The sequence below is a fragment of the Vibrio rotiferianus CAIM 577 = LMG 21460 genome (assembly GCF_002741985.1).
Classification (GTDB): Bacteria; Pseudomonadota; Gammaproteobacteria; order Enterobacterales; family Vibrionaceae; genus Vibrio; species Vibrio rotiferianus.
Genome location: NZ_APHW01000002.1, coordinates 104469 through 131039 on the forward strand (window position 1 = coordinate 104469; position 26571 = coordinate 131039).

General features: G+C 45.8%; 23 protein-coding genes and 2 pseudogenes. 12 read left to right on the forward strand and 13 right to left on the reverse strand.

Going from position 1 to position 26571, the window contains the following annotated elements; all coding sequences use genetic code 11:
• Positions 1-27: 27 nt before the first annotated feature.
• A complete protein-coding gene (gene bamJ / locus B853_RS01305) occupies positions 28-648 on the reverse strand; it encodes a BamJ family beta-barrel-assembly machinery protein (RefSeq protein ID WP_005437303.1) in 621 nt (206 codons plus the stop codon).
• Between the two features lie 231 nt (positions 649-879).
• Here bamJ and B853_RS01310 point away from each other — a divergent pair, with 231 nt between their 5' ends.
• A complete protein-coding gene (locus B853_RS01310; protein ID WP_010445390.1) occupies positions 880-1476 on the forward strand; it encodes a LysM-like peptidoglycan-binding domain-containing protein in 597 nt (198 codons plus the stop codon).
• Between the two features lie 76 nt (positions 1477-1552).
• Here the strand turns inward: B853_RS01310 and B853_RS01315 are convergent, their stop codons facing one another.
• Entirely contained in the window at positions 1553-2413 is an 861-nt protein-coding gene (locus B853_RS01315; RefSeq protein WP_038885360.1) for a DMT family transporter, read from the reverse strand.
• The gene (locus B853_RS01320; RefSeq protein WP_038885359.1) at positions 2414-2866 is read right to left on the reverse strand and encodes a GNAT family N-acetyltransferase; all 453 of its coding nucleotides are present in this window, start codon (positions 2864-2866) and stop codon (positions 2414-2416) included.
• Positions 2867-3012: 146 nt separating this feature from the next.
• Between B853_RS01320 and dbpA the strand changes: the two genes are divergently transcribed.
• Positions 3013-4392 (forward strand): ATP-dependent RNA helicase DbpA, encoded by a 1380-nt coding sequence (gene dbpA, locus B853_RS01325; protein WP_038885358.1) that lies wholly within the window; start codon positions 3013-3015, stop codon positions 4390-4392.
• A 67-nt stretch (positions 4393-4459) separates the two neighbouring features.
• Here dbpA and B853_RS01330 read toward each other — a convergent pair whose 3' ends face one another.
• Both B853_RS01330 and cpdB read right to left on the reverse strand, forming a co-directional pair.
• Positions 4460-5032 carry a Crp/Fnr family transcriptional regulator gene (locus B853_RS01330; protein WP_010646401.1) on the reverse strand — a complete coding sequence of 191 codons (573 nt, stop codon included), beginning with the start codon at positions 5030-5032 and terminating at the stop codon, positions 4460-4462.
• A 97-nt stretch (positions 5033-5129) separates the two neighbouring features.
• Positions 5130-7091: a 2',3'-cyclic-nucleotide 2'-phosphodiesterase gene (cpdB, locus tag B853_RS01335; RefSeq protein ID WP_038885357.1), complete on the reverse strand. Its 1962-nt coding sequence runs from the start codon at positions 7089-7091 to the stop codon at positions 5130-5132.
• A 274-nt stretch (positions 7092-7365) separates the two neighbouring features.
• Between cpdB and cobA the strand changes: the two genes are divergently transcribed.
• The 5 genes from cobA (at position 7366) to cysC (ending at position 13232) form a co-directional block, all read left to right on the forward strand.
• Positions 7366-8241 (forward strand): uroporphyrinogen-III C-methyltransferase, encoded by an 876-nt coding sequence (gene cobA, locus B853_RS01340; protein WP_045402724.1) that lies wholly within the window; start codon positions 7366-7368, stop codon positions 8239-8241.
• Between the two features lie 58 nt (positions 8242-8299).
• The gene (cysD, locus tag B853_RS01345; RefSeq protein ID WP_005450539.1) at positions 8300-9208 is read left to right on the forward strand and encodes a sulfate adenylyltransferase subunit CysD; all 909 of its coding nucleotides are present in this window, start codon (positions 8300-8302) and stop codon (positions 9206-9208) included.
• An 18-nt stretch (positions 9209-9226) separates the two neighbouring features.
• Positions 9227-10657, forward strand: coding sequence for a sulfate adenylyltransferase subunit CysN (gene cysN, locus B853_RS01350; RefSeq protein ID WP_038885356.1), 1431 nt, complete (start codon positions 9227-9229; stop codon positions 10655-10657).
• A 208-nt stretch (positions 10658-10865) separates the two neighbouring features.
• Complete coding sequence (locus B853_RS01355) at positions 10866-12590, forward strand: SLC13 family permease (RefSeq protein WP_038885355.1); 1725 nt, start codon at positions 10866-10868, stop codon at positions 12588-12590.
• 24 nt (positions 12591-12614) lie between these two features.
• Complete coding sequence (gene cysC / locus B853_RS01360) at positions 12615-13232, forward strand: adenylyl-sulfate kinase (RefSeq protein ID WP_038885354.1); 618 nt, start codon at positions 12615-12617, stop codon at positions 13230-13232.
• Positions 13233-13322: 90 nt separating this feature from the next.
• Here the strand turns inward: cysC and B853_RS01365 are convergent, their stop codons facing one another.
• The 7 genes and pseudogenes from B853_RS01365 to B853_RS01395 all read right to left on the reverse strand — a co-directional run bounded on the left by B853_RS01365 (position 13323) and on the right by B853_RS01395 (position 18920).
• Positions 13323-14228, reverse strand: a complete 906-nt coding sequence (locus B853_RS01365) for a TIGR03899 family protein (RefSeq protein ID WP_010445404.1) — start codon at positions 14226-14228, stop codon at positions 13323-13325.
• 334 nt (positions 14229-14562) lie between these two features.
• Positions 14563-15057 (reverse strand): DUF3299 domain-containing protein, encoded by a 495-nt coding sequence (locus B853_RS01370; RefSeq protein ID WP_010445406.1) that lies wholly within the window; start codon positions 15055-15057, stop codon positions 14563-14565.
• A 5-nt stretch (positions 15058-15062) separates the two neighbouring features.
• A pseudogene (locus tag B853_RS01375) lies at positions 15063-16321 on the reverse strand (ABC transporter permease).
• Entirely contained in the window at positions 16318-17046 is a 729-nt protein-coding gene (locus B853_RS01380) for an ABC transporter ATP-binding protein (protein WP_038885353.1), read from the reverse strand. Before B853_RS01380 ends, B853_RS01375 begins: the two are co-directional and overlap by 4 nt.
• Positions 17047-17098: 52 nt before the next feature.
• Positions 17099-17809, reverse strand: a complete 711-nt coding sequence (zrgA, locus tag B853_RS01385; RefSeq protein ID WP_038885352.1) for a zinc uptake protein ZrgA — start codon at positions 17807-17809, stop codon at positions 17099-17101.
• Between the two features lie 95 nt (positions 17810-17904).
• Positions 17905-18206 (reverse strand): annotated as a pseudogene (locus B853_RS01390) (DUF2607 family protein).
• Between the two features lie 162 nt (positions 18207-18368).
• The gene (locus B853_RS01395) at positions 18369-18920 is read right to left on the reverse strand and encodes a YtfJ family protein (protein WP_038885349.1); all 552 of its coding nucleotides are present in this window, start codon (positions 18918-18920) and stop codon (positions 18369-18371) included.
• A 214-nt stretch (positions 18921-19134) separates the two neighbouring features.
• On the opposite strand from B853_RS01395, the gene B853_RS01400 reads away from it, so the two are divergent.
• The gene (locus B853_RS01400) at positions 19135-19335 is read left to right on the forward strand and encodes a DUF1107 domain-containing protein (protein WP_010445417.1); all 201 of its coding nucleotides are present in this window, start codon (positions 19135-19137) and stop codon (positions 19333-19335) included.
• A gap of 48 nt (positions 19336-19383) precedes the next feature.
• Here B853_RS01400 and msrA read toward each other — a convergent pair whose 3' ends face one another.
• Entirely contained in the window at positions 19384-20022 is a 639-nt protein-coding gene (msrA, locus tag B853_RS01405) for a peptide-methionine (S)-S-oxide reductase MsrA (RefSeq protein WP_038885347.1), read from the reverse strand.
• A gap of 166 nt (positions 20023-20188) precedes the next feature.
• Between msrA and tamA the strand changes: the two genes are divergently transcribed.
• The 4 genes from tamA to B853_RS01425 all read left to right on the forward strand — a co-directional run bounded on the left by tamA (position 20189) and on the right by B853_RS01425 (position 26534).
• Positions 20189-21901, forward strand: a complete 1713-nt coding sequence (gene tamA, locus B853_RS01410; RefSeq protein ID WP_038885346.1) for an autotransporter assembly complex protein TamA — start codon at positions 20189-20191, stop codon at positions 21899-21901.
• Entirely contained in the window at positions 21898-25758 is a 3861-nt protein-coding gene (gene tamB, locus B853_RS01415) for an autotransporter assembly complex protein TamB (protein ID WP_038885345.1), read from the forward strand. Before tamA ends, tamB begins: the two co-directional genes overlap by 4 nt.
• 25 nt (positions 25759-25783) lie before the next feature.
• Positions 25784-26131 (forward strand): gamma-glutamylcyclotransferase family protein, encoded by a 348-nt coding sequence (locus tag B853_RS01420; RefSeq protein WP_038885344.1) that lies wholly within the window; start codon positions 25784-25786, stop codon positions 26129-26131.
• A 64-nt stretch (positions 26132-26195) separates the two neighbouring features.
• On the forward strand, positions 26196-26534 hold the full coding sequence (locus tag B853_RS01425; RefSeq protein ID WP_010445425.1) for a DUF2799 domain-containing protein: 339 nt from the start codon (positions 26196-26198) through the stop codon (positions 26532-26534).
• The last annotated feature ends 37 nt before the right edge of the window (positions 26535-26571 follow it).

Below are 26571 nucleotides of genomic sequence, written 5' to 3' on the forward strand. Positions count from 1 at the left end.
CGTTATTAGCTTTGCTAAAAATCCAAATTAAAGGATGTCTAGTAGCTCTACTTCGAATACTAGAGCAGCAAATGGAGGAATAGCAGCACCTGCGCCACGCTCACCGTATGCTAGGTCTTGTGGGATGTATAGTTTCCACTTAGAGCCAACAGGCATTAGTTGAAGAGCTTCAACCCAACCTTTGATTACGCCAGTTACTGGGAACTCAGCAGGTTGACCGCGAGATACAGAGCTGTCGAATACAGTGCCGTCAGTTAGCTCACCGTGGTAGTGAACACGTACTTGAGACGCTGCTGTTGGGATTTCGCCAGTACCTTCAGTGATGATTTCGTACTGAAGACCAGACTCAAGAACGTTTACTTCTGGACGTAGAGCGTTGTCTTTTAGGAACGCTTCGCCGTCAGCTGCTGCTGCTTTAGCTGCTTCTTGACGAACTGCTTCTGCACGAGTGTGTAGCTCTTGCAGTGCGTTGTTGATCTCGTCGATCTCGATAGAAGGCATGTCACCAGTTAGTGCCGTTGCAATACCAGCAGCGATAGCGTCAACGCTAAGGCCTTCTAGACCAGAACCAGCCAGTTGCTGACCCATTTGCAGACCAATACCGTAGCTCGCTTTCTGTTCTGCAGTTTCAAATTTAATTTCAGACATGAATGTCGCTCTTATTAGGAGTGATAAAGGCACAGGATATCAGGTTCGAGCCTCGGTTTAAATGATTGTGCTCGAATGTCGCATTCTGGATCGGAGGGTGTGACTTATCTCTTACTCCAAGTGAAATTTCTGCTAATTTACGCCAAATTACATTTTACTTTGGCGAAAAACATATACTCTCCCCGCTGGTATTTTTATACTGAGATTAGAAGTATTAAAGGACTCATCAGAATGAATCGTCGCAGAAAGAAAAAGCAGCAAGTCGACCACGTCGAATTGATGAAACAAAAGTTCGCTGCTATCGATTGGAAGCAGCCGTTTAACAAAGAGAAGTGGCAGGAAAGAGTACAACCTGTGGCTCAGTTTTGGCAACGCTTTCCAAAACTCCATCAACGTGCACTGATGGTATTAGTGCCAGTGGTGTTGGTGCTTCTGATCATCCCTGTACCCAAAGATACTGAGGCACTTATCGATGATGCTCAAGTTGAGAGTCAACGTGTTGCCATTCAACTGAACGCGCAAAGCTTAAGTGAACAGCGCTCAGCACAGAACTCAGAACCAAAATCGGAACAGTGGAAAGAGTACACGGTGAAAAACGGTGATACGCTGGCCCAAGTATTCCGTAGTAACCAACTTTCGATGGCTGACTTAAACGCCTTGGTCAAAATTGAAGGCAGCGATAAACCACTGAGCCGGATTAAACAAGGTCAATTGGTTCGCTTTAAGCTCGCTGATGATGGTAAGTTAGATATGCTGCAGCTTGAGAAAAGTGGCGAGTCGGTGATGTTCTTCCGCTTATCTGATGGCACATTCGGGCGCAATAAATAACGTTCATTAGCGCACATTCTAAAGGCGCGATGATTCGCGCCTTTTTTATATCCTTCTGTTTGCTAGTGATAGCATCTCAATCTGATGCCTCTCGATTGGTGAGCCGTCTTCTCTTATTCCATGGCAAGAGCGGTAATACGATCATCAGGATCCCTACCGCAGTCAGCCAATCTGGAATCTCGTCAAACCACCATATTCCAAAGATTGTTACGAACACTAAGCCAGAGTATTCAGCTAAAGCAATTTCTCCGGCTGGAGCTTTTTGATATGCCAGTACTGCCAAGCCGTTATAGCTTAAGATGCATACTGCACTAGCGATAACTAATACCAATTCTTGTCCCGTCATCGGTTGCCAGTAAAATCCAGCCAGTACTGCAGAGATAGGTAACGAGAATAGAGTGGTCCACCAAAGTGTGGTGACGACGGATTGCTCGCTAGGCAGTTTTCTTACCAATATATTGAACATTGCCAGCGTGGTCGCGGTGCCGAGTGCAAACAACGCTGCCCAATGAAAATTATCTGGCCTGAGTACCACTAAGACACCAAGGAACCCGAAGCAAGTGAACAAGACCTTGCTCAGTGGAGGATGCTCTTTGAGGAACAATATCGACAGCGGCAACATTAAAATCGGCGCTGCGTAAAAGACGGCGTTAGCAGTCGCAAGAGGCAGGTGAGTGACTGCAACCATCATACAGCCGCTACCAATTAATATTAGGTGTGCCCGCAATAAGGTAATAGGTGCTTGCTTCAGGCTACGTTTATTCGGTTGTTGTCTGAGATAGAAAGGTAGGATGAGCAGCAGTGAAGCCAACTGGCGCACAAACATATATTGGAACGGGCTAATGCCGCCTTCAATCAGTTTGACGGCGACATCGGAGAGTGACGCCGCCAAGTTGCCGATAACCAGTAATAGTAACGCCAGGTGGTGGGGTGACATTTAGCTCACTCGGCGCATATCGACATGCGGGATACCATCTTCAAGGTAGCTTTCGGAAATGACTTCAAAGCCATGACTCGCATAGAAAGCCATCAGGTGTTCTTGCGCACCGATATCTATCGTTTGACCAGCCCAAAGCTGTTGGCAATGTTGTAAGGCTTGCTCAAGCAGTTCATGTCCAAGACCACTACCACGAGCGCTTTGCTTGGTTACTACACGACCAATACTGACATTGTCGTAGGTGGTACCAGCAGGCAATAGGCGAGCACAGGCGACCAGTTCATCACCTTTGTAACCCAATAGGTGAAAAACGCCTTCCAGTGTATCTTTGCCGTCTAGCTCTGGATAAGGACAGGTTTGCTCCACCACAAAGACATCAACGCGCAGGCGCAGCATCTCGTAGAGTTGTTTCGTCGTCAGTTGAGAGAAAGGTAGGGCAGTCCAGTTGATCATGTTCAATATCCATTAATGAGCGAATGCAGCTGACTTTACGTCGTTTTCTGCTATTACTCATTAACAATGGTTAATTTTCACTGGTCTTCGTGACAAATCTGGCGATAATGTGCCCTCTTTTTCATCCCACCTGAGGATATTTCCCTGTGAGCAAACAAACTTTTGACCAAGTAGGGCTTAATCCAGCGCTACTAGAGACGCTTGAATCATTGAACTACACCCATATGACGCCAATTCAAGCGTTGAGCTTACCTGCGATTTTGAATCAGCGTGATGTGATTGGTCAGGGTAAAACCGGCTCAGGTAAAACAGCGGCATTTGGTCTGGGCGTATTGTCCAACCTAAACGTGAAGCGCTTCCGTGTACAATCTTTGGTGTTGTGCCCAACGCGTGAACTGGCTGATCAGGTGGCGAAAGAGATCCGTACGTTAGGTCGTGGTATTCACAACATTAAAGTACTGACATTGTGTGGCGGCATGCCAATGGGACCGCAAATCGGTTCACTAGAGCATGGTGCTCATATTCTGGTGGGTACGCCAGGTCGTATCCTTGATCATCTAGAGAAAGGTCGCATTAACCTAGAAGAGCTAAACACGCTGGTTCTAGATGAAGCAGACCGCATGCTGGAAATGGGCTTCCAAGACGCCCTTGATGCGATCATTGATGCTGCGCCTAAACAACGTCAAACACTGCTATTCAGTGCGACTTTCCCTGAGAAGATCGAACAGATTGCTCAACGCATTATGCAATCGCCAGAGATGATCAAAGTAGAATCGACACACGATACGTCGAGCATCGCGCAGTACTTTTACAACGTTGAAGGTTCAGAAGCACGCGATGAAGCTTTGGCGAACCTACTACTGACGCACCAGCCAGAGTCAGCGGTGGTGTTCTGTAATACCAAGAAAGAAGTACAGAATGTAGCAGATGAACTGCATCACAAAGGCTTCAGTGTGGTGGATCTTCATGGCGATCTAGAGCAGCGTGAGCGCGACCAAGCTCTGGTCCAGTTTGCTAACAAGAGTGTCTCTATCCTTGTTGCAACAGACGTGGCGGCGCGTGGTTTGGATGTCGACAACCTGGATGCGGTATTTAACTTTGAACTGTCTCGTGACCCAGAAGTACACGTTCACCGTATTGGTCGTACTGGTCGTGCGGGCAGCAAAGGTCTGGCGTTTAGCTTCTTTGGTGAGAAAGATGGTCTACGTGTGGCTCGTATTGAAGAGTACCTAGAGATGGATGTGGTACCAGCAACACTGCCAGCGAAATCAACTCAGCAGCCATACCAAGCGAATATGGTGACGATTAACATTGATGGCGGTAAGAAACAGAAAGTACGTGCGGGTGACATCCTTGGCTGTTTGACTGGTAAAAATGGTATCACGGGTGCACAAGTGGGTAAGATCCAACTAATGGCGATGCGTTCTTATGTTGCGGTAGAGAAATCTGTGGCGAAGAAAGCACTGCAAACCATCAGCAACGGTAAGATGAAGGGGCGTCAATTCCGTGCTCGTATTCTGAAGTAAGCAGAACTTGATTTAATGCAAAGGCGCTCGACATTGAGCGCCTTTGTTTTTTCCAGCCTATCTGACCTTATTCATTACCTTTCTTTAAGCGTGACTTAATTCGGCTAAGACTGATCGCGGTAATCCCCAAGTAAGCGGCAATCTGGCTATCGGTAATGCGCTGTTCTAAGTCTGGATAATGCTGACAAAACAGTTGGTAGCGCTCTTCCGGTGAGTAGAGCAACATAAAGCGCTCTTTGTTTTCTTTATGCATCAATTGTGCTTCGAGCAGCTTTAAGTAGATAGGATGCTTTTCTGAACGCCATTGGTGTAGCACTTCAACTGGCAAGCAAAACAGATGACAAGGCGTCAGTGTTTCCAGTAAATATGGCGAAGGCTGATTCTTAATAAGCCCTTCAAAGCCAATCACCCAATCTTTTTCCCAGTAGAACTCTTTACTGAATTCCTTCCCTTTGTCAGTCAGATAACTGGCGTGGCACAAGCCCTCTAACACAAAGTAGATGTGTGAGCTGAACTCACCTTGGTGATTAAGAATATGGCGCGTTGGCAACTCTAGCTGTTGCCCATGTTCAATTAGCTGATTCGCTTCATCTTCGAGGAAGCCATGATTGATTAAGTCAGAAAAAAGATCGCTGTGCATGTGATAACTCAGAAACGGTTTTCCTCATTCTAACGATTTTTACTGATAACAAAAAAGCGGCTCATGAGAGCCGCTTGAAATCACTGCCAAACTTGCCTTACTTATTCAGGTCGATTTGGTAAATCGCAAAACCAACTTCGTCAGTGGCGACACGCTTCATCGGGTATTGCCCTTTTTCTTCGATGAACTGCGCGGCTTTATCACTTGGTGAGGTTTCAAAGCGAACATCAAGTTTTTTGTCCGATTTGATTGGTGCGAAAGACCAGTTGTTATCCGCGCTTGGTGTTACTTCGCCCTCCTCTTTACTGATGCGAGAGATGTAAGCAGCCACTACAGAGCGGTTCTCATCTGGAGCATCAAACGCGATGAAGTCCGGACCAGTACCCGGGAAGGTTGCGCTGTAAGCACGGTAGTTGTTAGTTGCGATGATGAAGTCTTGTTTTGGATCAACTGGCTTACCGTTGTAAGTCAGGTTCACGATACGCTGTGAATCTGGGTTGATCACTTTACAATCCGCATCGTACTTCGGCGGTTGAGTAACATCGATTCGGTAGTTCACACCATCTATCACGTCGAAGTTGTAAGTGCGGAAGCTATCCCAGTTGATCAAAGACTGAGGCTTAGTGCTGTTGACATCAATATGGTTGAATTGACCTGCGCTACACTCTAGCCATTCGTGAACTTCTTTGCCTTTAACCTTCATCGCTACCAGCGTGTTCGGGTAGAGGTAAAGGTCTGCGGCATTACGGAAAGTCAGCTGACCTGACTCTACTTCTGTAAAACCATTTGGATCGTCTTTACGTCCACCGACTTTAAATGGTGCTGCTGCGCTCAATACTGGAATATCTGCAAGATCAGGGTCGCCTTGGATAAAGCGTTCCACGTAATCTTTCTGCGCTAGGTTTACGATTTGAATCGTTGGATCATCTTGTACAAGCGCTAGGAAGCTGTACATCACGTCATTTGCTTTGCCAATTGGTTGGTTGACGAATTCACGTGTGCCTTTGTGGTCATCAACAAGTGCATCCACGATGCCTTTATCGGCTTCTGCCAAAGATTTCTTGTTAGCTTTATCGAAGATAGGGCGCGCTTCAGATTGACCTTCAACCACTTGCCACTTGCCGTCTTTTTCTTTCAGCATCAAGTCCATTACGCCAACGTGGCTACCCCAGCGACCTGGCATGACTGCGGTTACGCCATTAATCGTGCCTTTTGCGTTGTCGACACCTTGCAGCTTGGCAAAGTCTTTACCCGGGAACACCGCGTGAGAGTGACCAAATGCAATCGCATCAATGCCTTCCACTTCTGTGAGGTAGTAAACCGAGTTTTCAGCGCCTACTTTGTATGGGTCAGTCGAAATGCCTGAGTGTGGGATCGCCACAATCACGTCTGCGCCTTCTTTCTTCATCTGAGGAACCAGCTTTTTCGCTGTTTCAGTGATGTCTTCAGCGAAGACTTTGCCTTCTAGATTCTTCTTATCCCATACCATGATTTGCGGTGGTACGAAGCCGATGTAACCCACTTTGATTTCGTGGCTTTGACCATCAGTGTCTTTGAACGTGTGCGTTTTAATTAGATAAGGTTTGAAGTAGTGCTCACCGGTCTTCTTGTCGAAAACGTTAGCACTAACATAAGGGAAGTTTGCACCGTCAATAGAGTTTTTCAGGAACTCAAGACCATAGTTGAATTCGTGGTTACCAATGTTACCCACATCGTAATCCAGCTGGTTCATCGCTTTGTATACCGGGTGGATTTCGCCTGCGTTAACCCCTTTTGCTGCCATGTAATCGCCCATCGGGCTGCCTTGAATCAAGTCGCCATTGTCGACCAAAACACTGTTCACGGCTTCTTCACGAGCTTGCTTTACCAGTGTTGCTGCACGGCTAAGACCAATTTGTTGCGAAGGCTGGTCTTTGTAGTAGTCGTAATCCATCACATTGGTGTGAATGTCGGTGGTTTCGATAATACGTAACTTGATGGTGTCCGCCATTGCTGGGCTAGCAAGTGCTAACATGCCACCCAAAACTGCGACGGATAGAGGATTAACAGCCATTTTCATGAAGTGCTCCAATTTAATGGGATAGGGAAGTGTGGCGTACTGTAACAAACTTTTATGTGACGAAACGATTGCTGGAGAGAAAATTGTGATAATTAGATAAGAAATAGCCTAACAATATTCTAGTGTGTTTGCTTTTTGTGCAAATTAGAATGAGACCAAACCAAAGCTTCTTAGCAGTTTTTTGAATAAAAAATGAAATTTTAGAATTTCAGGTAATATAGCCAGGCAGCCATAATGCTGCTCATACCGATATCAATGGATGATGAGCAAGCACATGGCAGTGAACGATTCAGTAACGACTCTCCCAATCAATAAGCCTCGGCTGGTTTCGAATAACCAAGCTGCTGATCTTCCCCGTTTCAGCAAACAATCTCTTCAACCGGGTGAAGTTGCCCTTGTCGGTGCAGGTCCGGGCGACCCAGAGCTATTAACGCTTAAAGCGCTTAACTGCCTGCAACAAGCTGATGTTGTGCTATACGACTATCTAGTGTCTGACGAGATCATGGCGTTAATCCCAAGCGAAACCATTTTGGTATGCGTTGGTAAACGTGCGGGTCACCACAGTGTGCCGCAAGAGAAGACCAACCAACTGCTGGTGGATTTTGCTAAGCAAGGCTACAAAGTGGTACGCATTAAAGGTGGCGATCCATTTGTGTTTGGCCGTGGTGGTGAAGAACTGGAAGTCTTGGCAGACGCCGGCGTGCGTTTCCAAGTCGTTCCGGGCATTACTGCCGCTGCGGGTGCAACCGCTTATGCCGGAATTCCGCTGACACATCGTGATTACGCGCAATCAGCACTGTTTGTCACCGGTCATCTGAAAGAAGAAAGTGACGACATGGACTGGTCGACACTAGCTCGTGGGAATCAGACTTTAGTGATCTACATGGGGCTGATGAAATCACACTATATTCAGAATCAGCTCATCAAACATGGTAGGGCAGCCTCAACCCCTATCGCCATCATCGAGCGCGGTACGCAAATCCAGCAAAAAGTTTTCACCGGAGAACTTTCTCAACTATCTGAATTATCTAAAGAAGCTCAAGCTCCGTCTTTGATTGTTGTCGGCGAAGTTGTGCGTCTATCTCAAAAGTTGGACTGGTTTTTGTCTAGTACTGAATTCAACAAAAGTGCTATTGCCAGCTCCATATAATTTCAGACAAAAAATTAGGGACTAATGAGCCTTCAAGCTTAAAAAGGAAAGACAAAACATGGACCAACAACGTTTAACTCACCTTAAACAGCTCGAAGCGGAGAGTATTCATATCATCCGTGAAGTTGCTGCTGAGTTCGATAACCCAGTCATGATGTATTCGATTGGTAAAGATTCATCAGTTATGTTGCATCTTGCGCGTAAAGCCTTTTATCCGGGCAAAATTCCATTCCCTTTATTGCACGTTGATACGGATTGGAAATTTCGCGAGATGATCGAGTTTCGTGACCGTACCGCTGAGAAGTATGGCTTTGAGCTTTTGGTTCATAAGAACCCAGAAGGTCTAGCTATGGGCTGTAGTCCATTTGTACACGGCTCTTCTAAGCATACTGACATCATGAAGACTCAAGGTTTGAAGCAAGCTCTGAACAAGTATGGTTTTGATGCAGCATTCGGTGGTGCACGTCGTGATGAAGAGAAGTCTCGTGCAAAAGAGCGCGTGTACTCATTCCGTGATAAGAACCATACCTGGGATCCGAAAAACCAACGTCCGGAGCTTTGGAAAACATACAACGGTCAAGTAAACAAGGGGGAGAGCATTCGCGTGTTCCCACTTTCAAACTGGACTGAGCTGGATATCTGGCAATACATCTACCTAGAAAACATCGAGATTGTGCCTCTGTACCTTGCAGATAAGCGACCGGTTGTGGAGCGCGATGGCATGCTGATCATGGTAGACGATGACCGCATGGAGCTAGAACCAGGTGAAGTGATTGAAGAGAAGAGTGTACGTTTCCGTACTTTGGGTTGTTACCCGCTGACTGGCGCGATTGAGTCTGAAGCCAACACGCTAACAGGCATCATCGAAGAAATGCTGGTGGCAACCTCAAGTGAGCGCCAAGGTCGCGCGATCGACCATGATCAGTCAGGATCGATGGAACTTAAGAAACGTCAAGGTTACTTCTAAAGGATCTAAGGAAAGATAATGAACAGTGCAGTTGAAGCTCAATTAGCCGAGCTTGGTATTGAAGGCTATTTAAAACAACACCAGTACAAGTCGTTACTTAGATTCCTGACTTGTGGCTCGGTAGATGACGGTAAAAGTACCCTAATCGGTCGCTTACTCCACGACTCAAAACAAATTTATGAAGATCAGCTAGCGGCAGTTCACTCGGATAGCCAACGCGTAGGCACCACGGGTGAAAAGCCAGATTTGGCATTGCTGGTAGATGGTCTACAAGCAGAGCGCGAGCAGGGCATTACCATTGATGTGGCTTACCGTTACTTCTCGACGCAGAAGCGTAAGTTCATCATTGCTGATACACCAGGGCATGAGCAGTACACGCGTAACATGGCAACAGGTGCATCGACCTGTGATTTGGCTGTGATTCTGGTTGATGCACGCAAAGGTGTGTTGGACCAAACGCGTCGTCACTCATTCATTTCTAACCTACTGGGTTTGAAACACTTCGTTGTGGCGATCAACAAAATGGACTTGGTGGATTACTCACAAGAACGTTTTGAAGAGATCCGCGATGAATACTTACAGTTCTCAGAGAACCTAGCGGGTGAGACGGATATCCAAATCATTCCGTTGTCAGCGCTAGAAGGCGACAACGTAGTAGAGAAAGGACAGAACCTAAGCTGGTTCGAAGGTCCATCTCTGCTTGAGCTACTTGAGACTGTTGACGTTGACCACGAGAAAGGCGAAGGCGACTTCCGTTTCCCTGTTCAGTATGTAAACCGTCCTAACCTCGATTTTCGTGGTTTTGCGGGCACGGTTTCATCAGGCTCAGTGAAAGTAGGTGATGCGATTAAGGCGCTGCCATCAGGTAAAACCTCAACCGTAGCACGTATCGTGACTTTTGATGGTGATGTACAGGAAGCACAAGCAGGTCTGGCTGTGACCTTGACTCTGAATGACGAAATCGACATCAGTCGTGGTGATTTATTGGTACTGGAAAATGCGCAAGTAGAATCAACCAACCACTTGTTGGCTGACGTTGTGTGGATGACAGAGCAACCGCTGCAACCGGGTCGTGATTACGATATTAAGATTGCTGGTAAGAAGACGGTGGGTCACGTTGAAGCGATTCGTCACCAGTACGACATCAACAACCTTTCGACTCACGGCGCTGCGGAGTTGCCGCTTAACGGCATTGGCTTGTGTGAGTGGTCGCTGAACGAATCTGTCGCGTTGGATAACTATCAAGATTGTGCCGATACCGGCGGCTTCATCATCATCGACCGTCTAACCAATGTAACAGTTGGTGCGGGCATGGTGAAAGAAAGCTTGGCTGCTGTTGAGCGTGGTCTTGCGGATGTTTCTGCGTTCGAGCTTGAACTCAATGCTCTCGTTCGTAAGCACTTCCCACACTGGGAAGCCAAAGATCTAAGCCAGTTACTGAAGAAGTAATTTGGTTCATCAAGCCTGATGGGGTTGCGAAACCCGTCAGGCTGATTTCCCCCGAATCCAGGATGCTCCGGAAGCCCAAGAAACCGAGCATTCTGGCGTTCTTTTTCGCTTGCTTTGCTTTTTTGTCTGGTTACTCGTTTGTCACTCCGTGCAGCTAAGTTTGCACGAGTTGTTGTGCCCGTATTGGGTTTATTGGTAAGGATTGGCTATGTGGGAACAAGGATTTGTATTAGCGATTTTGCTTGGCATTATCACTTGTTTACTCGTAACCAAACTAAAACCAAGTTATGTCTTTGCTGGCGCTGCCTTTATTGCTTTTATGGCTGGTATGTTAGAGCTCAATACCATTGCGGCAAACTTTACTAACTCTTCACTTCTGACCTTAGTGCTATTAATTCTTGCATCAAGCGCATTAGAAAAAACTTTATTAATTAGTTGGGTCAGTCGCAGTATTTCGGAAGGTAATCTGGGTAGTGTTATTGCCAAATTAGGCTTTTCTACTGCTTTGCTTTCTTCTTTCACTAACAATACAGCGGTGGTGGTGTCATTAATTGGTGCGATAAAACGTAATCAACAGCACGCGCCTTCTAAGCTTTTAATTCCCCTTTCTTATGCGGCGATTTTTGGTGGCACGCTGACGCTGATTGGTACCTCGACCAATTTAATCATCAACAGCTTTGTTGAGGATGCGGGCTTACCAAGCCTGAATTTCTTTACTCCGACTATGATTGGTTTGGCGGTGCTGGTGGGCGGGGTACTTATTCTTATTCCGCTGAGTTATTTATTGCCAAACTATGATGACCAAAGCCAAGAAGATTTACCTTACTTCTTAGAATCTCGAGTTGAACCAGGATCGCCATTGGTTGGACGTACTATCACGGAAAACAACTTACGCGCACTGAGAAAACTATTCTTGGCTGAAGTGATACGCGATGGTGTCAGTGTTCCGTCTGTCGGGCCTGACTTTGTCCTCAATGCCAAAGACCGACTGCTGTTTTGTGGCGATGTAGAGAGCGTGGCGACGCTACAGGAAATCCCTGGTTTAACGTTGTTTGGCCATCAACACCTCAATGGTCAGAATTTTATGGAAGTGGTGGTGAGTTCATCGGCGACTTTCTGCCATAAAACACTTAAAGAGAGTCGCTTCCGTGATCGCTTCGATGCCGTTGTGGTAGCAATTCGTCGTGGCCATGAGCGTCTTGAAGGTGGCTTAGGCAACATTACCTTAGCTGCGGGTGATACGTTAGTTTTGGTTCCCGGTAAGCGCTTTGAGACGGAACGCCGCGCGCATCGAAAAGAGTTTGTGTTGGTGAACGATCTGGATTCGAGTGCACGCTTGGATGTCAACAAATCTGCCTTGGTGTTGTTTGGCTTTGCTGCAGTGATTGGCTGTGCACTGCTGGAACTCGTACCTATTATCAAAGGTCTGGCGGCGTATTTGATTGCGCTACTTGCCTTTGGCGTGATTCAACTTTCCGAACTTCGTCGTCGCTTTCCAATTGATATCGTGGTGATTGTGGGTTCAGCGTTATCTATTGCGCAATTGATGATTTCATCCGGCTTATCGGTGCGTATGGGGAATATGTTTATCGAAGCCTTTAATGGCTGGGGTGTGTTTGGCGCTTTAGTCGCCACTTACATCATGACTTTGGTGTTAACCGAGTTGGTGACCAACAATGCAGCGGCGGCGCTGTCTTTCCCTATTGGCTACAGTATGGCGGTAGGTTATGGCGTTGACCCAATGCCTTTCATAATGGCGGTGCTGTTTGGCGCCAGTGCCAGTTTTATTTCTCCTTACGGATACCAAACCAACCTGTTGGTGTACAGCGTAGGGAATTACAAATTGACCGATTATGTGCGAATTGGCGTGCCGATTTCCATAGTGTATTCAGTGTTAGTTCTGACGCTGATTCCGGTCTTCTTTCCGTTTTAATCTGTAAATTTACAAGGATACGTTATGGCTGCCGAAACTCCGGTAAAAGATGAAAACATCGTTTGGCATCAGCACTCGGTTGATAAACAGTTTCGTGCTGGATTAAAAAAGCAGAAGCCTGCGGTACTTTGGTTTACTGGGCTATCTGGTGCAGGCAAATCAACAGTAGCAGGCGCATTGGAAAATCGCTTAGCCGAACTGGGTTATCACACTTATTTGCTTGATGGCGACAATGTTCGTCATGGATTGTGTAGCGATTTAGGTTTTTCTGAGCAAGATCGCCGCGAGAACATTCGCCGTATTGGTGAGTTGGCGAAACTGATGGCTGATGCTGGTTTGATTGTTCTGTCGGCGTTTATTTCTCCTCATCGTGCTGAGCGTCAATTGGTGCGTGACCTGCTGCCTGAAGGTGAGTTTATTGAAGTGTTCGTCAATGCCTCTTTAGAAGTGTGTGAAGGTCGCGATCCGAAAGGTTTGTACAAAAAAGCACGCGCAGGTGAAATCCCGAATTTCACCGGTATTGACTCAGAATACCAAGCACCAGCAAACCCAGAAATTGATTTGCCAGCGGGCGAAAAGAGTGTCGAAGAGCTGGTGGAGTTGTGTTTAATCGACCTTAAACAACGCGGCGTGATCCGATAAAAAAGCATTTGGATCATAGGTGGCCAAAAAGTCGTTGTGCAGTTCAAAGAGCTTTTGGATCATAGGTGACCAAAAGCTCTTTTTGCTGTACTAAACAGTATGATTTACCGTAGGTTTCGCTTCGCTATGAACACTAAACTTATGATTTAAAAGCGCTAACATCTGATCGTAGTACTGACTGTTAGTTTTGTTGCCAAGTAGCTTACACAACTCATTGCCTGTTGGAGTAAAGCGGTAGTACAGCAGGCGCACACCTTTTGTGTTCACCTGTAGTGACAAGTTCTTGCCTTGATACGTGAGCATTAACGGCGTTTCAATGCCAATCTCTCCAGACTCTAATTCGGTGCTGTGCAGTAGCCCCAATTCAATCAACACTAGCAAACTCGAATAAGGAAGCTGGAAGCTCCCCATATTCAGACTGTTGGTCGTATCTCGTTTACCAAAACTGAATATGCCACCATGCGCTTTATATCCAATAAGAAGTTTACGGCTGTTATCTCCCCCAAAGCTACAGGCTAATGAAGATGCTCGTTGGAGAATCTGTGCTTCTTTAGGTGTCATGTCCTTCAGCACTTTGAGCGCTTTCATTGATGTTGAGCCTGGGTTGGTTACCTCACGTTTTAATACTTGAGCCCAGAGTTTTTGCATTGAGCTGTTATGTATATCTTGTGCCATATCAAAGAAGCGATATAACCAATCTTGGTCTGGATCTCCAGCGGTCTCATCCCGACACGATGTATGAGCAAGCTTTAATATCTGTTCTAGATTCTTTTGTCTTTGCTCTTGTCGTCTTTGTTCTCGTAGTTGGGCTCGTTCTATTGCAGACTTGGCCGGTGGATCGCTTTGTAATAACGCATCTAAGCCATAAGTCTGTGCAATTGTTTGAACTCGACTTGCACTGTCTTTGATGTAGCTTGATTTTTTATCGTGTGCTTGATGAGTTGAGGAACTCGCATCGTGCTCGATGACGACGGGTTGTTTGATGGATTCTGCCATATGCTGATGCCCTACCAAGAACTTGCGTTTTATGCCTTTGTCAATTTACACCGATAAATGTTGTGCGACCAGAGAGGCATGTCCGGTATTTACAGAATAAAGGCTATTCAAAATGATAATGACTTGTTAAAATTGTTATCGTTATTTTGGAGGGGTGATGAAATATTCAGATGCAAGTAAACTGAAAAAACACCTGTCGATAGTGCTACTTTTGGTTTTGTATGTTGGCGTTTTAGCGTATTTATCTCGCTACATAGTGTAACTTGCAGACATAAAAAAGGCGCCGAATCGACGCCTTGGTGTATCTATTCAATTAATCAATTAAGTAAACAAGCTACATGTCATCGTAGGCTTCGATCGCTGTGCCTTCAATGACATAACCGGTTTCTGCCAATTCGTGGCTGATGGTCTCGGTTTTTAAGGTCCCCACCACATAAATGACATCCCATAGCTCCTGTACTGGGGCGCCTTTCGGGAATTTTACATAAATGATCTGGTTTGGCGGTGGCGGTGGAACGTGGATACAAGCGCCAAAGTAAGGTACCAGTAGGAATTCTGTCACTGTATTCGCATCGCCTTCTAAAGGGATCACGAAGCCAGGAATCTTCACCTCACTACCGTTCAGTTCCGAACGAACATTGCCAATCTTTGACTGTTGTGCCGCACCACCACTGTGATCGGAGGCTGGCATACCCACACTATCAAACATTTTCCGTTCAGCTTCTGGTACAAGATCTATCCAATCAAGTGTCAGAGCTTCATCACTGGCCATGACTGGCGCAGTAAACGAAATCACTAGCAAGCAGCTAGCGAGTATTTTTTTCCACATTTTTACTAGATCCTTATTGTCATCCCATCACTGAGCGATTGTCGGTAAGCGCGGAATGCAGGGATGAAGCCAATCACAATACCGGCACATTGTACCAAGCCAAGTAGCATCCACTCATAAGGAGAGAGCGCCGTTAATGTAAGATGTATACCATAGCTTTGTTGGATTATCGGTTGCAATAGGGCAAGTATGGAATACAAACCAGCTACACCAGTAATGATGCCTGCAAAAGTCAGCAAACTTGCTTCACTGATCAGTAGTGAAAAGACATGTCTTGGCCTTGCGCCCATAGCACGTAGTATTGCCATTTCACGGCGGCGCTCTTGTAAGCTTGTCAGTAGCTACTCAGCATCCCAAGCAAGCCCGCGACGACCACAAAGCCAGAGACCGCCATCAGCGCTTGCTCTGCAACCGACATCATGCCCCATAATTCATGCAAAGCGACACCTGGCATGATGGCGCTAAGTGGCTCTTTTGGATAAGTATTGATTTGTCTTTGTAGAGCAAAAGTTTGAATGCGTGACTTCAAGCCGACCAACATGGCAGTGATCTGCTTAGGTTGGAAGTCTCTGCTTTTAAGGTCTTCTGCTTTTGGTGTTGGTCCTAAGCGTGCTCCACTTTCCCAACCAACGTGAATTGCTTCAATCGCTTCGAGCGATACATGTACGGTTTTATCAACGGGCGTACCTGTAGGCTCCAGAATACCGACGACTTTAAATGGCAAATTATCGTGACGACTAAAACCAACATCACTGATGCCATGGGCAATGATGATTTCGCTGCCGATGTTATAGCCGAGCTGCTTCGCAACGTCAGAACCGAGAACTGTTTCAAATAAGCCATTGAATTCTTTGCCTTCAGAGAAGGTTAGTGGTTGCTTACTTCCGTACTTGTAATGCTCGAAATAACTGTGGTTGGTCCCCATGACTCGGAAGCCTTTGTGCGAATCACCCAACGAGATTGGAATTGCCCAGTCTACAGCGCGGTGGTGAGCAAACTCTTGGTAACTCTTCCAGTCAATATTGTTGGTGGCATTGCCGATTCTGAATACTGAGTACAGCAGCAAATTCACTTGCCCCGAGCGACCTCCGACAATTAAGTCTGTGCCAGAAATGGTGTTAGCGAAGCTGTCTTTTGCTTGGGTTCGAATACGTTCAACTCCCAACAAAAGGACAACCGAAATTGCGACGGTCATGATGGTGAGAATGGCCGTCGCTTTGCGGTTCATCAGGCTTTTCCAAGCGAGCTTTACAACGGCACTCATGATTCGCCTCCTAGGGCCTTCGCTTGATTGATATCAGGCAGATTAAGTGTTCTGTCGAACAAAGATTCTAGTGTTGGATCATGGCTGACAAAAACCAGCGTGGCATTAGCAAGGTTGGCTTGCTCCATTAGTAGTTCAATAAATGCTTTGCGGTTGTCATGGTCCAGTGCGGATGTTGGCTCATCGGCAATCACCAGTTCAGGTTGACCGATCAAAGCACGCGCTGCAGCGACACGTTGCTGTTGGCCAATACTCAGCTCCGAAACGGGTTTGTCATGCAGTTCTTTTGGTAAACGTAAACGCTCTAGTAGTGTTGTTGCTTGTTCTTCCAGTGATGCTATTGAAGCATTGAGAGCAACACGGTCGCGGCGAACTTTACTGAACTGACATGGAATTAGGACGTTCTCTATCACATTTAGATAAGGCAACAAATTGAATTGTTGGAAGATATAGCCAATGTGATCGGCACGAAATTTGTCTCTTTGACTTGCCCTTAGGCGAGCAATATCAGTATTTAATACCGACAGTGAACCGGATGTGAGTGTATTGATGCCTGTTAACAGAGCAAGCAGAGTTGATTTACCACAGCCGCTCGGGCCTTTGATAAATACATGCTCGCCTTGAGCAATGTGTAACTGTGGGATATGGATGGTTGCGTTTTCTGAGCCGGGCCAGACAAACTGGGCATTATGCAGCTCAACAACGTTTGACGTGGTTTCAGTCATAATAAATCACCAAAGCAATGGCATGTAAGTGATTACTTACACGCCATATAAGTTATTTAATTGCGATCTTAGTGTTGTCTTTGCTTAGGTTGGTCGCAGACTGAGTTGTGTCAGTGAACAAGTTAACGCTGATTGATTCTGTTGCCGGGAACAGTTTGAACCAAGTGGTATCAATGCTGTTTAGGTCAGCAACTGAATCACAGTGGTAGCGATATTCAGCCGTAAACTCACCATGGCCGCCGTGTTCATGATCGTGACCCTCGTGCTCGTCGTGATGCTCATGGCCTTCATGATCGTGATGGTCATCATGTGCGTGTTCATCATGCTCATGCTCGCTATGCTTTTCATGATCATGTTTGTCGTGCTCATGCCCATCGTGGTCATGTTTATCATGATCGTGGCCTTCGTGGTCGTAGTGATCATGACCTTCATGAGAGTCTTGGCTAAGCGTGTGAGATACGTGAACATCTTCAATCACACATTTCGCTTGTTTGTTGATAGCAAATAGCTTGCCTGTATCTTTTAGCGCAGCAATCGCTTGTTTAAGTGCTTTCTCTTGCTCTGCATTTTCTGGTGCGTGCTCAAAGCCAACAACGTCTGCACCTGGAGAAGTGATTTCAATCAGCAGGTCTTTACCATCTTGAGCAATATTGAATTCTACATGACCGTGCACATGCGCTTCGTGTTGACGGTATTCCTCTGCGTTTGCAGTTGCTGTTAGTGATAGTCCGATAACAAGAGCTAGAGCGTGTTTAGAAGGCATTATCTTTTCCTAATTTGCTTAATTTTTTGTTTGGTTGCTTTTTAAATCATAGGGTTAGCAACCCGTTTAATTTCTAGTATGGGGGCTTCTTAAGTTTAGGCAAATATAGGCGGTGCGCGTGCAGTGTAGCGTACATCACTGACGTGAAACTGTGTTTCGATACAGTCAGAATACGTCGAACGCTGGTAAGTTGGGGGGGGAGAAGTTCGGGTTGAGCTTTAGCCAAGCCATGATGTGAGCCAGCAAACATCTGGCAATGATGATGGCTATGGTGCTCTGGAATGAGATCAAGTTGATGTGCGATGGTGGCAAAGTTCCATGCAAGCAGTAACGCAACACTGAGTAATACAACAGTGCGACGCCAATGATGTGTGGTTACTTGCCAGCGAGGAGACATCTTAAAACCTGAAACGATACCTGGTGTTATAATATAACACCCATTTTCGCGAAAAGTTCACTCTTTTGTTGCGACTAGAGAAATTATCTTATGTGAAATAAGAGCTTACGTTCATGAAGGGGAGGTGCTCCTTGCTTATTGTCTGCAAGGAGCTGAGGTGCATTAGATGTTTTCTTGGATCAAGCCAAGTACTTGGTTGATTTCATCAGAGGTTAGAGCGCCTTCTTTAACGAATAAGATCTTACCTTGCTTGTCTTGCACTACGATTGCAGAACTCTCTTCTTGCAAAGCCCAAGTGTTTGCCACCACGCCACTTTCATCAAGTACCATTGATGACCAAGGGAATTCTTGTTTGCTGTCTTGTGCTGATGATTTTACAAATGATCCGGTACCCCAAACCGCATCATCTTGGTTGATGATGGTTGTCGTTTGGTAAGCGTCTTCTGGGAATTTCGCTTCAGTTAGCGCGGTCATTAGCGGCGCGTTCATTGCTTTTGAACTGCTGCGTCCTGCGATTGCATGAATGACACGGACTTTACCTAGCATTTGTTGTGTCGCCCAAGGTTGGTAGGCTACCCCTTCACCTTGCATTACGATCTCTCCGTAAGCATCAACTTTAACGGTAGGGACGCTTTCCCCCGTTGAGAGATTGTGAGCAAGTGCTAAGCTTGGCGCAAGAGCAAAGAAAATCGGGAGGAGAGTCTTAGTTTTCATATTGTTATGTTCCGTATGGGTTGCGAGACTTTCCAAGTATATACTTACAGTGAATAAAAATGTAGAACCATTTATAACAATTATTTAACGTACGATGTGCAAAATAGTTGCGATAGTGAGGATTTTTGTTAGAATGAACTCAGTCGCAAATTGCGCATAAAGATTGCCAGGAAAGAGCAATTGGTGTTTTCTCAAAAGGATGTTGAGGTGAGTTATGCTACGTGAGTTTGCTGTGTACCGTCCACGTCAGGTGGCGCGTTTCGTTAAGACTTTGTTTAAAGGTCAGTTCTCAATAGTCGGTGTGGGCGAGTTTCGTTTTGATAATGGAAAAGTGTTACTGCCAGACGTCAAAAATCCGCAACATCTTTCAATTTTTAGAGAAGTAAACCAAGCGATTCTCTCTCTCCCAATTTAAAATCAAGAATTGTAAAAGAGCGACTTTAGTCGCTCTTTTTTGTTGTCGCTACTCTTCGAGACTCGGTGGGAAACAGACTCCTGTGCCACCTAAGCCGCAGTAACCGTTTGGGTTTTTCGCTAGGTATTGCTGGTGGTAGGTTTCTGCAAAGTAGTATGGTCCAGTTGGCTGAATTTCGGTCGTAATGGTCGAGCGCTGCTCTTCTTGTAGTGCTTGTTGATACTGAGCTTTTGATTTTTCAGCTGCATCCTGTTGTTCTTGCGAGTAAGTATAAATGGCAGAGCGGTACTGAGTTCCTAAGTCGTTACCCTGACGCATTCCTTGAGTCGGGTCGTGTTTTTCCCAGAATACCGCCAGCAATTGCTCTAAAGAAATCACGCGTTCATCGAATACCACGCGTACTACTTCGGTATGGCCAGTTTTGCCAGTGCACACTTCTTCGTAAGTTGGGTTTGGCGTATAACCGCCAGCGTAACCGACCGATGTTGAGAGTACGCCATCGAGTTGCCAAAAAAGACGTTCAGCTCCCCAAAAACATCCCAGGCCGAGTAATAGCTGTTGCTGGTTGGCTTTTGGCTGCGCTGTTAAGCTCGATTGATTTACAAAATGCGTGTCCTCGATCTGCATTGGTGCCTCTCTACCGGGCAGCGCATCTTCTATACTGATCATTGTCTGTTTGTTGAGCATGGTATCTGTCCTTTAATACATGTCTTAATTTTGCGAAAAACTCTATTCAGTCTGAATATGATGTTGTGATGACATAGACCGTGTTAAACCTATTAATATTACAGACTTAGCCTTTATTTGGCGTTATTATTGTTTACGTTTATTTAACCTCGTCCAGCTAAAAAGCATGATAAGAAAAGCTACTCCGATCATTGTCAGCCTACTTGCCTTTTCTCATAGCGCTTACGCCGATGTATCCCTTACGATAAAGGGGATTGATGGCGCGCTAGAAGATAATGTGAACGCTTATTTGTCTTCCATTCCTGAAGATGATTACTCTACGTCTTTGCGTTTTCAGGCGCGATTAGAACAAAGTATCACCGAAGCACTCAATGCGCTCGGCTATTATCATGCGAAAATTTCATACACTATTACGAAAGATAATGATGAGTTGATCGTTAACGTCCAGCCGGGTGAACCTGTCAGAATCAAAGTCATGGACGTGGTGATATCAGGTGAAGCGAATCAAGATGAAGAGTTTACTAAGCTGCTCAATAAGTCACCGCTCAAAGTGGGCCGTATCCTAAACCAAGGAGAGTATGATTCTCTGAAATCAAGCATTCGTAATTTGGCGCTGCAACGTGGTTATTTTAATGGTGATTTTGAGCTTAGTAAGCTTGAAGTTATTCCAGAGCTTAATGAGGCGAATGTACGCTTACATTACAACAGTGGCATCCGCTACTACTTTGGTTCAGTGGAAATTACGGGTAGCCAAATCTGGGAAGAGCGTGTGGAGTCACTTCGCCCGTTTAAGGAGGGGGAACCCTATTTAGTTTCAGAAGTCGGTCAATACAATCAAAACTTGTCCAATACTGATTGGTTCTCATCTGTGTTTGTTGAACCCGATTTAACTAAGCTTGACGATGGACGAGATTTACCGATTAAAGTGTCCCTCGCTCCTGCTGCGAAAAACCAAATTGAAACGGGTATTGGTTATTCAACCGATACTGGTGTCCGCGGGACATTAAAGTGGAAAAAACCGTGGGTGAGTGCACGAGGCCATAGTTTCGACACTGCACTTTCCCTGTCTAAGCCAGAGCAAACTGTCACCGCAGGTTATAAAATCCCACTTGATGATGTATTGCACGAGTACTACCAACTTCAGTTCGGTTTAAAGCGTCTTGATAACCGTGATACGGAGAGTTTGGAATCAAACCTGGCAGTCGAGCGCCATTGGATTACCGATGGTGGTTGGCATAAGACTCTGTACGTACGTCACCTGTATGAAAACTATTCTCAAGGCTTGCAAGAAGACGGTGTACAGTTTGTCCTTCCTGGTGCGTCTTTTTCAAGAACCCGAACTCGTGGCGGAAATATGCCAATGTGGGGAGATAAACAAAGCGTGACTATCGAGTACGGTGATCCTGCGGTGTTGTCTAACACTCGAGTGTTGCGACTACTAGGGCGTACATCGTGGATTCGCGGTATTGGAGAAAATCATCGTGGTTTGTTACGCCTAGAGGGCGGGGCAAATATTACCGATGAACTTGAAAAACTGTCGCCATCGCTGCGTTTCTTCGCTGGTGGTGATAACAATATTCGTGGTTATGGCTATGAGTCGATTTCACCAGTTGATGAGAGTGGCGCTTTGACGGGTGCTAAGTACATTGCGACCAGCACGTTGGAATATCAATATCGTGTCTATGGTAATTGGTGGTTAGCTGCGTTTTACGATTACGGTGATGCATTCAATAAAACCCCTGATTGGAAAGCAGGTGCCGGTGTTGGTATCCGTTGGGCTTCTCCTGTTGGTCCTGTGAGTTTTGACTTCGCATGGGGCCTAGATGCCGTGCCTAAGAATGATTTCCGCATCCACTTCTCTTTAGGGCCTGAATTATGATGAAAACAACCCTTAAGTGGACGAAATGGTTTTCGCTTGGTCTGCTTGGTTTTGTGTTGCTGATTTCGCTCTTGATAGCGACAGTATTATTTACTCACCCAGGTTTGAAGTTAGCACTTTGGGGAGCAGAAAAGGCTTTGCCTCAACTTAAAGTGGAAGAGGTACAAGGTTCGCTGTTTCCTCGTTTTGCTTTGCATAATGTCAGTTTTGTTGATGAGTCTCTTCATGTTGATGCCAAGGTGGATAGCTTAACGCTAGCGATTAATTTCCGTTGCTTCTTCGATCCTAAAGTGTGTGTGGATGAGTTGTCACTGCAAGGTGTCAACGTCCAGATGCCAGAGCTGCCGCCTTCAAACGAAGAGCAAGAAGAAGAAACACCACCGCTTCGTTCAATCAGTACTCCCGTTCCTATTTTTGTTAACAACGTTAGCTTTAACGACATCAACCTGAACATCTTAGGTAACAAGATTGATTGGCAAGATTTCTCGACTGCATTGTCGATGCAAGGTGACCGATTGGTCATTGCTCCAACTGCATTGAAAGCTATCAATGTGGCACTTGCACCAAGTGAAGGTGCGACAGAAGAGAAACCAGCGCAACCAAAAGATACGGAGCCAAAGACTAAGCAAGCAGAGAAGCAAGCTAAAGCGACGCCAGACTCTACGGAAGATCAACAAAAAGACGCGAAAACCCAAGTTACAGCAGAAGCTAAACCTGAAGGGATTGTGCTACCTGAGGTATGGATTCCACTGACCGTTGAAGCAAAACGTCTCGATATTCATGACTTTAAATTAGCGGGTGACACTCCTGTGATTGTTCACCACTTAGGGCTAGAGGCAACGGCGGGCGGTGATAAAGTCGATGTCAAAACGCTAGAACTTGATATGCCAGAAGTGGAAGGCCAATTAAGTACTCAAGTAACATTATCAGCCGATTATCCAATTCAAGCGCAGATTGACGCTCTGGTTAAACAAGCGGATGTAAAAGGTCAGAAACTATCGCTGTCTGCATCTGGTTCGGTTGGCGATTTATCATTGCAGGCGACGTTATCTGACTTGGTGAAAGCCAAGATTGAAGGTCAAGTTCAACCGCTCAAACCTGAGTTGCCATTTGATATCAAGCTGAAAGATGTTGCCGCGCAATGGCCATTAAGTGGTAAGAGTGATTACCAAGTTTCTGTTCCTAGCCTCGCAGCCAAAGGCTCACTAAAGGGCTATACCGTTGCGCTAGAAACTAAGGCTTCGGGTAAAGATATTCCTGCTGTGGACGTGGTGTTAGACGGTAAAGGCACCCTGGAACAGATCGATTTGGACAGTCTCGTTGTCAAAACGTTAGGCGGTGAGTTAGCTGGTAAGGTGATGGCTAAGTGGTCAGCACCAATTAACTGGCAAGCAGATCTGAATTTGAAGAACATTCAGCCTGGTTTGCAATGGAAAGAAGCGGAAGGTGACATCAGTGGTAGCCTATCAACTTCTGGCTCTCTAACTGAGCAAGGTGGCTGGCAAGTCAGTCTACCTAAGCTGGACATCGACGGTATTTTGCGTGGTTACCCACTGAATATCGAAGGCCAACTAGAGGCATCAGATAAGACAGGAAAGGGCGAAGACATTCGGCTTAATACGCAAGGCTTGGCTTTATCTCATGGCCCAAACTCTTTGCGCGCAAAAGGTAAGATCGACAAACAGATCTTGATGGATGTTGAGGTTAACTTCCCCGATTTCGCAAAAAGTGTTCCTGATCTTGGTGGTAAGATGAATGGTACAGTTGCACTGCGTGGCAGTTTAAAGCAGCCAGACATTAGCTTAGATCTCGCGCTTAACCAAGTGAATTGGCAACAGCAGGCAAAGGTAGAAACCATCACTCTAAAAGGGGATGTGACGCCTCTGCCTGCACCAAAAGCCGATGTTAGTCTGGTTGCGAAGAGCATTACCTACGATGACATTAAAATCGATAGTGCTGATTTGGAGTTAAGTGGTGATGAGAAATTGCACCAACTGACTCTAGACGTGGTCTCAGACATCGTTTCAAGTAGTTTAGAAATCGAAGGCACCTTCAAGCAGAAACCAGAAATGATCTGGGATGGTGCATTACGCCGACTCACGCTAAGTACGCCACAAGGCCCTTGGGCACTACAGAAATCGACGGCCGTTAAAGTCAATATTGATAAGCAGATTGCGGATGTACAAGCACACTGTTGGCTACAGTCAAAATCAAGTGTGTGTTTGAGTGAAGATATCAGTGTCGGTAAGAGCGGCGAAGCGAAGTTAGCCATCACTAACTTTGATTTCGACCAAATCAAACAGTTCTTACCAGCCGAAACCAAACTGCAAGGTTCAGTGAACGCCAACGCTTTTGCAAAATGGTCTCCAGACATGAAACCGGAAGTCACGGTGAATGTGGATATGCCGCAAGGTCAGGTAGAACAAACACTAGAACAGCCAATTAAGGTTGGTTGGGACAGTGTCAGCCTTAAAGCTAAGTTAGCCCAAGACAAACTGGATGCTGAGTGGTTATTTGACGTTACAGATAACGGCGATTTATCTGGGAAGGTGTCGTTAAATGATGTCTCGTCAGAGCGGCCAACTATCGATGGTAAGGTATCACTATCAACGTTCCATTTAGACTTCTTGGCACCACTGATCGGTGAGTACAGCCTATTTAAAGCGAACATGAACACCGACCTGGCTCTGTCTGGTGATGTGATGCATCCGAAAGTGGATGGTAAGTTCCTGATTGACCAAATGAAGCTGCAAGGTGAAGTCACGCCAATCGATATTAACTCTGGGCAAGTTGCGATTAACTTCAAAGGTCATCAAGCGGATTTAGACGCTGGCATTATTACGCCAGATGGCAAGTTGGAAATTAACGGTGATGCAGATTGGCGCGATCTAGAAAACTGGCACACCAAAGCTCGTGTGTTTGCTAAAGAGCTAAAAGTTGATATGCCGCCGATGGTGCGAATCAAGGTCGAGCCAGATATGACTATTGATGTCACACCGAAACTTGCCAAGGTAGAAGGTAATATCAATCTACCGTGGGGGCGCATTTTGATTGATGAGCTGCCACCAAGTGCGGTCAGCGTGTCGAGCGACACGGTTATCTTGAACAAAGACATGCAGCCAGTTGATGAAACCCCTGCATTACCATTTAATGTTGAAACTGATATTAATATTAAAATTGGTGACGAGTTTCAGCTGTCAGCCTTTGGTCTAAAAGGTGAGCTGCAAGGTAACTTGAACGTGACGCAAAAAGATAAAGGTCCGTTTATTGTCGGTGAAGTAAACATCATTGATGGTTCTTACCGTTCATTCGGCCAAGATTTGGTGATTGAAGAAGGTAAGATCATGATGAATGGTCCTGCAGATCAGCCTTATGTTTCTATTAAGGCAATTCGTAACCCAGATAATACTCAAGATGATGTCACTGCAGGTGTTCGAGTGACGGGACCCGCGAGTGATCCTTCGGTAGAAATCTTCTCTGATCCTGCGATGCCACAAGCAAATGCATTATCTTACTTATTACGTGGTCAAGATATTGATGCGGAATCTGGCGGTAATGCGATGACTACTACGTTAATCGGTCTAAGCTTAGCAAAAAGCGGCAAAGTTGTTGGTGAGATTGGTGAAGCATTCGGTGTGCAAGACTTGCAGTTGGACACGGCAGGTTCAGGTGATGACTCTCAAGTAACGGTCAGTGGCTATATTTTACCAGGCCTTCAAGTGAAATATGGCGTTGGTATTTTCAATTCGTTAGGTGAGTTCACCGTTCGCTACCGTTTAATGAAGGATCTGTACATCGAGGCGGTGTCTGGATTAGATAGTGCCGTCGATATTCTTTACCAATTCGAGTTTGATTAGGTGCATTCGATAACAAGGAGCAGTTATGCAGCATCTCGTATTTGTCTATGGCACTCTTCGTCAAGGAGAGTCAAACCATCACTACCTGAAGTCAGGACAGTTTTTGGGGCATCATGAGACTGATGCCCAGTTTGCGCTGTTCGATCTAGGGCCTTATCCGGCATTGTCTCGCGGTGAAAAGAGGGTGTTCGGAGAGGTCTACCTTATTGATGAACAAACGTTAGAAGCTTTAGACCTGCTTGAAGATGTGCCAGTGGAGTACCGACGAGAGAGCATTGCAACACCGTTTGGCCAAGCTTGGATCTATCTTTATCAAGATACAGAACAACTTTCCGAAGAGATTGCTTCAGGAGATTGGTGCCAGCGAGTGTGAACTATACTTGAACCAGCAACGTATGCATTGACGATATATACAACAAAGACTTGGGAGGTCTGCGATGAAATATCTATCTCCAATCATACTACTGCTGCTTGTTGGTTGTTCTAATAGCACACCGCCAAGTGGTACTGACAGCATGCAATGGAATCAATACGGTATGCAGCGCGCGGAAGCGGGTGATACTAAGCTGTCTATGCAAGAGCTTAACAAAGATGATGAGCTTTACATGGCGTACAGCAACGGCTATGAAACAGGTCGTGCTAACTATTGTGCTCAAGACGCTTTCTCATTAGGTGAAAGCAGGCGTTATTACCGAGGTATTTGCGATGAGATTGACGATAGGTTTCGTCGAGAATATGAGTTGGGCAGAACCCTCAAGGGTAGTAAACGTTACTGATTTAATCGCACCTAGTACAGCTTAAAACAAAGAGCCG

What these genes read in the sequence shown, in the direction of transcription:
- bamJ (WP_005437303.1), bottom strand. Translation starts at nt 648, where the DNA reads ATGTCTGAAATTAAATTTGAAACTGCAGAACAGAAAGCGAGCTACGGT.
- B853_RS01310 (WP_010445390.1), top strand. Translation starts at nt 880, where the DNA reads ATGAATCGTCGCAGAAAGAAAAAGCAGCAAGTCGACCACGTCGAATTG.
- B853_RS01315 (WP_038885360.1), bottom strand. Translation starts at nt 2,413, where the DNA reads ATGTCACCCCACCACCTGGCGTTACTATTACTGGTTATCGGCAACTTG.
- B853_RS01320 (WP_038885359.1), bottom strand. Translation starts at nt 2,866, where the DNA reads ATGATCAACTGGACTGCCCTACCTTTCTCTCAACTGACGACGAAACAA.
- B853_RS01330 (WP_010646401.1), bottom strand. Translation starts at nt 5,032, where the DNA reads ATGCACAGCGATCTTTTTTCTGACTTAATCAATCATGGCTTCCTCGAA.
- cpdB (WP_038885357.1), bottom strand. Translation starts at nt 7,091, where the DNA reads ATGAAAATGGCTGTTAATCCTCTATCCGTCGCAGTTTTGGGTGGCATG.
- cobA (WP_045402724.1), top strand. Translation starts at nt 7,366, where the DNA reads ATGGCAGTGAACGATTCAGTAACGACTCTCCCAATCAATAAGCCTCGG.
- cysD (WP_005450539.1), top strand. Translation starts at nt 8,300, where the DNA reads ATGGACCAACAACGTTTAACTCACCTTAAACAGCTCGAAGCGGAGAGT.
- cysN (WP_038885356.1), top strand. Translation starts at nt 9,227, where the DNA reads ATGAACAGTGCAGTTGAAGCTCAATTAGCCGAGCTTGGTATTGAAGGC.
- B853_RS01355 (WP_038885355.1), top strand. Translation starts at nt 10,866, where the DNA reads ATGTGGGAACAAGGATTTGTATTAGCGATTTTGCTTGGCATTATCACT.
- cysC (WP_038885354.1), top strand. Translation starts at nt 12,615, where the DNA reads ATGGCTGCCGAAACTCCGGTAAAAGATGAAAACATCGTTTGGCATCAG.
- B853_RS01365 (WP_010445404.1), bottom strand. Translation starts at nt 14,228, where the DNA reads ATGGCAGAATCCATCAAACAACCCGTCGTCATCGAGCACGATGCGAGT.
- B853_RS01370 (WP_010445406.1), bottom strand. Translation starts at nt 15,057, where the DNA reads ATGTGGAAAAAAATACTCGCTAGCTGCTTGCTAGTGATTTCGTTTACT.
- B853_RS01380 (WP_038885353.1), bottom strand. Translation starts at nt 17,046, where the DNA reads ATGACTGAAACCACGTCAAACGTTGTTGAGCTGCATAATGCCCAGTTT.
- zrgA (WP_038885352.1), bottom strand. Translation starts at nt 17,809, where the DNA reads ATGCCTTCTAAACACGCTCTAGCTCTTGTTATCGGACTATCACTAACA.
- B853_RS01395 (WP_038885349.1), bottom strand. Translation starts at nt 18,920, where the DNA reads ATGAAAACTAAGACTCTCCTCCCGATTTTCTTTGCTCTTGCGCCAAGC.
- B853_RS01400 (WP_010445417.1), top strand. Translation starts at nt 19,135, where the DNA reads ATGCTACGTGAGTTTGCTGTGTACCGTCCACGTCAGGTGGCGCGTTTC.
- msrA (WP_038885347.1), bottom strand. Translation starts at nt 20,022, where the DNA reads ATGCTCAACAAACAGACAATGATCAGTATAGAAGATGCGCTGCCCGGT.
- tamA (WP_038885346.1), top strand. Translation starts at nt 20,189, where the DNA reads ATGATAAGAAAAGCTACTCCGATCATTGTCAGCCTACTTGCCTTTTCT.
- tamB (WP_038885345.1), top strand. Translation starts at nt 21,898, where the DNA reads ATGATGAAAACAACCCTTAAGTGGACGAAATGGTTTTCGCTTGGTCTG.
- B853_RS01420 (WP_038885344.1), top strand. Translation starts at nt 25,784, where the DNA reads ATGCAGCATCTCGTATTTGTCTATGGCACTCTTCGTCAAGGAGAGTCA.
- B853_RS01425 (WP_010445425.1), top strand. Translation starts at nt 26,196, where the DNA reads ATGAAATATCTATCTCCAATCATACTACTGCTGCTTGTTGGTTGTTCT.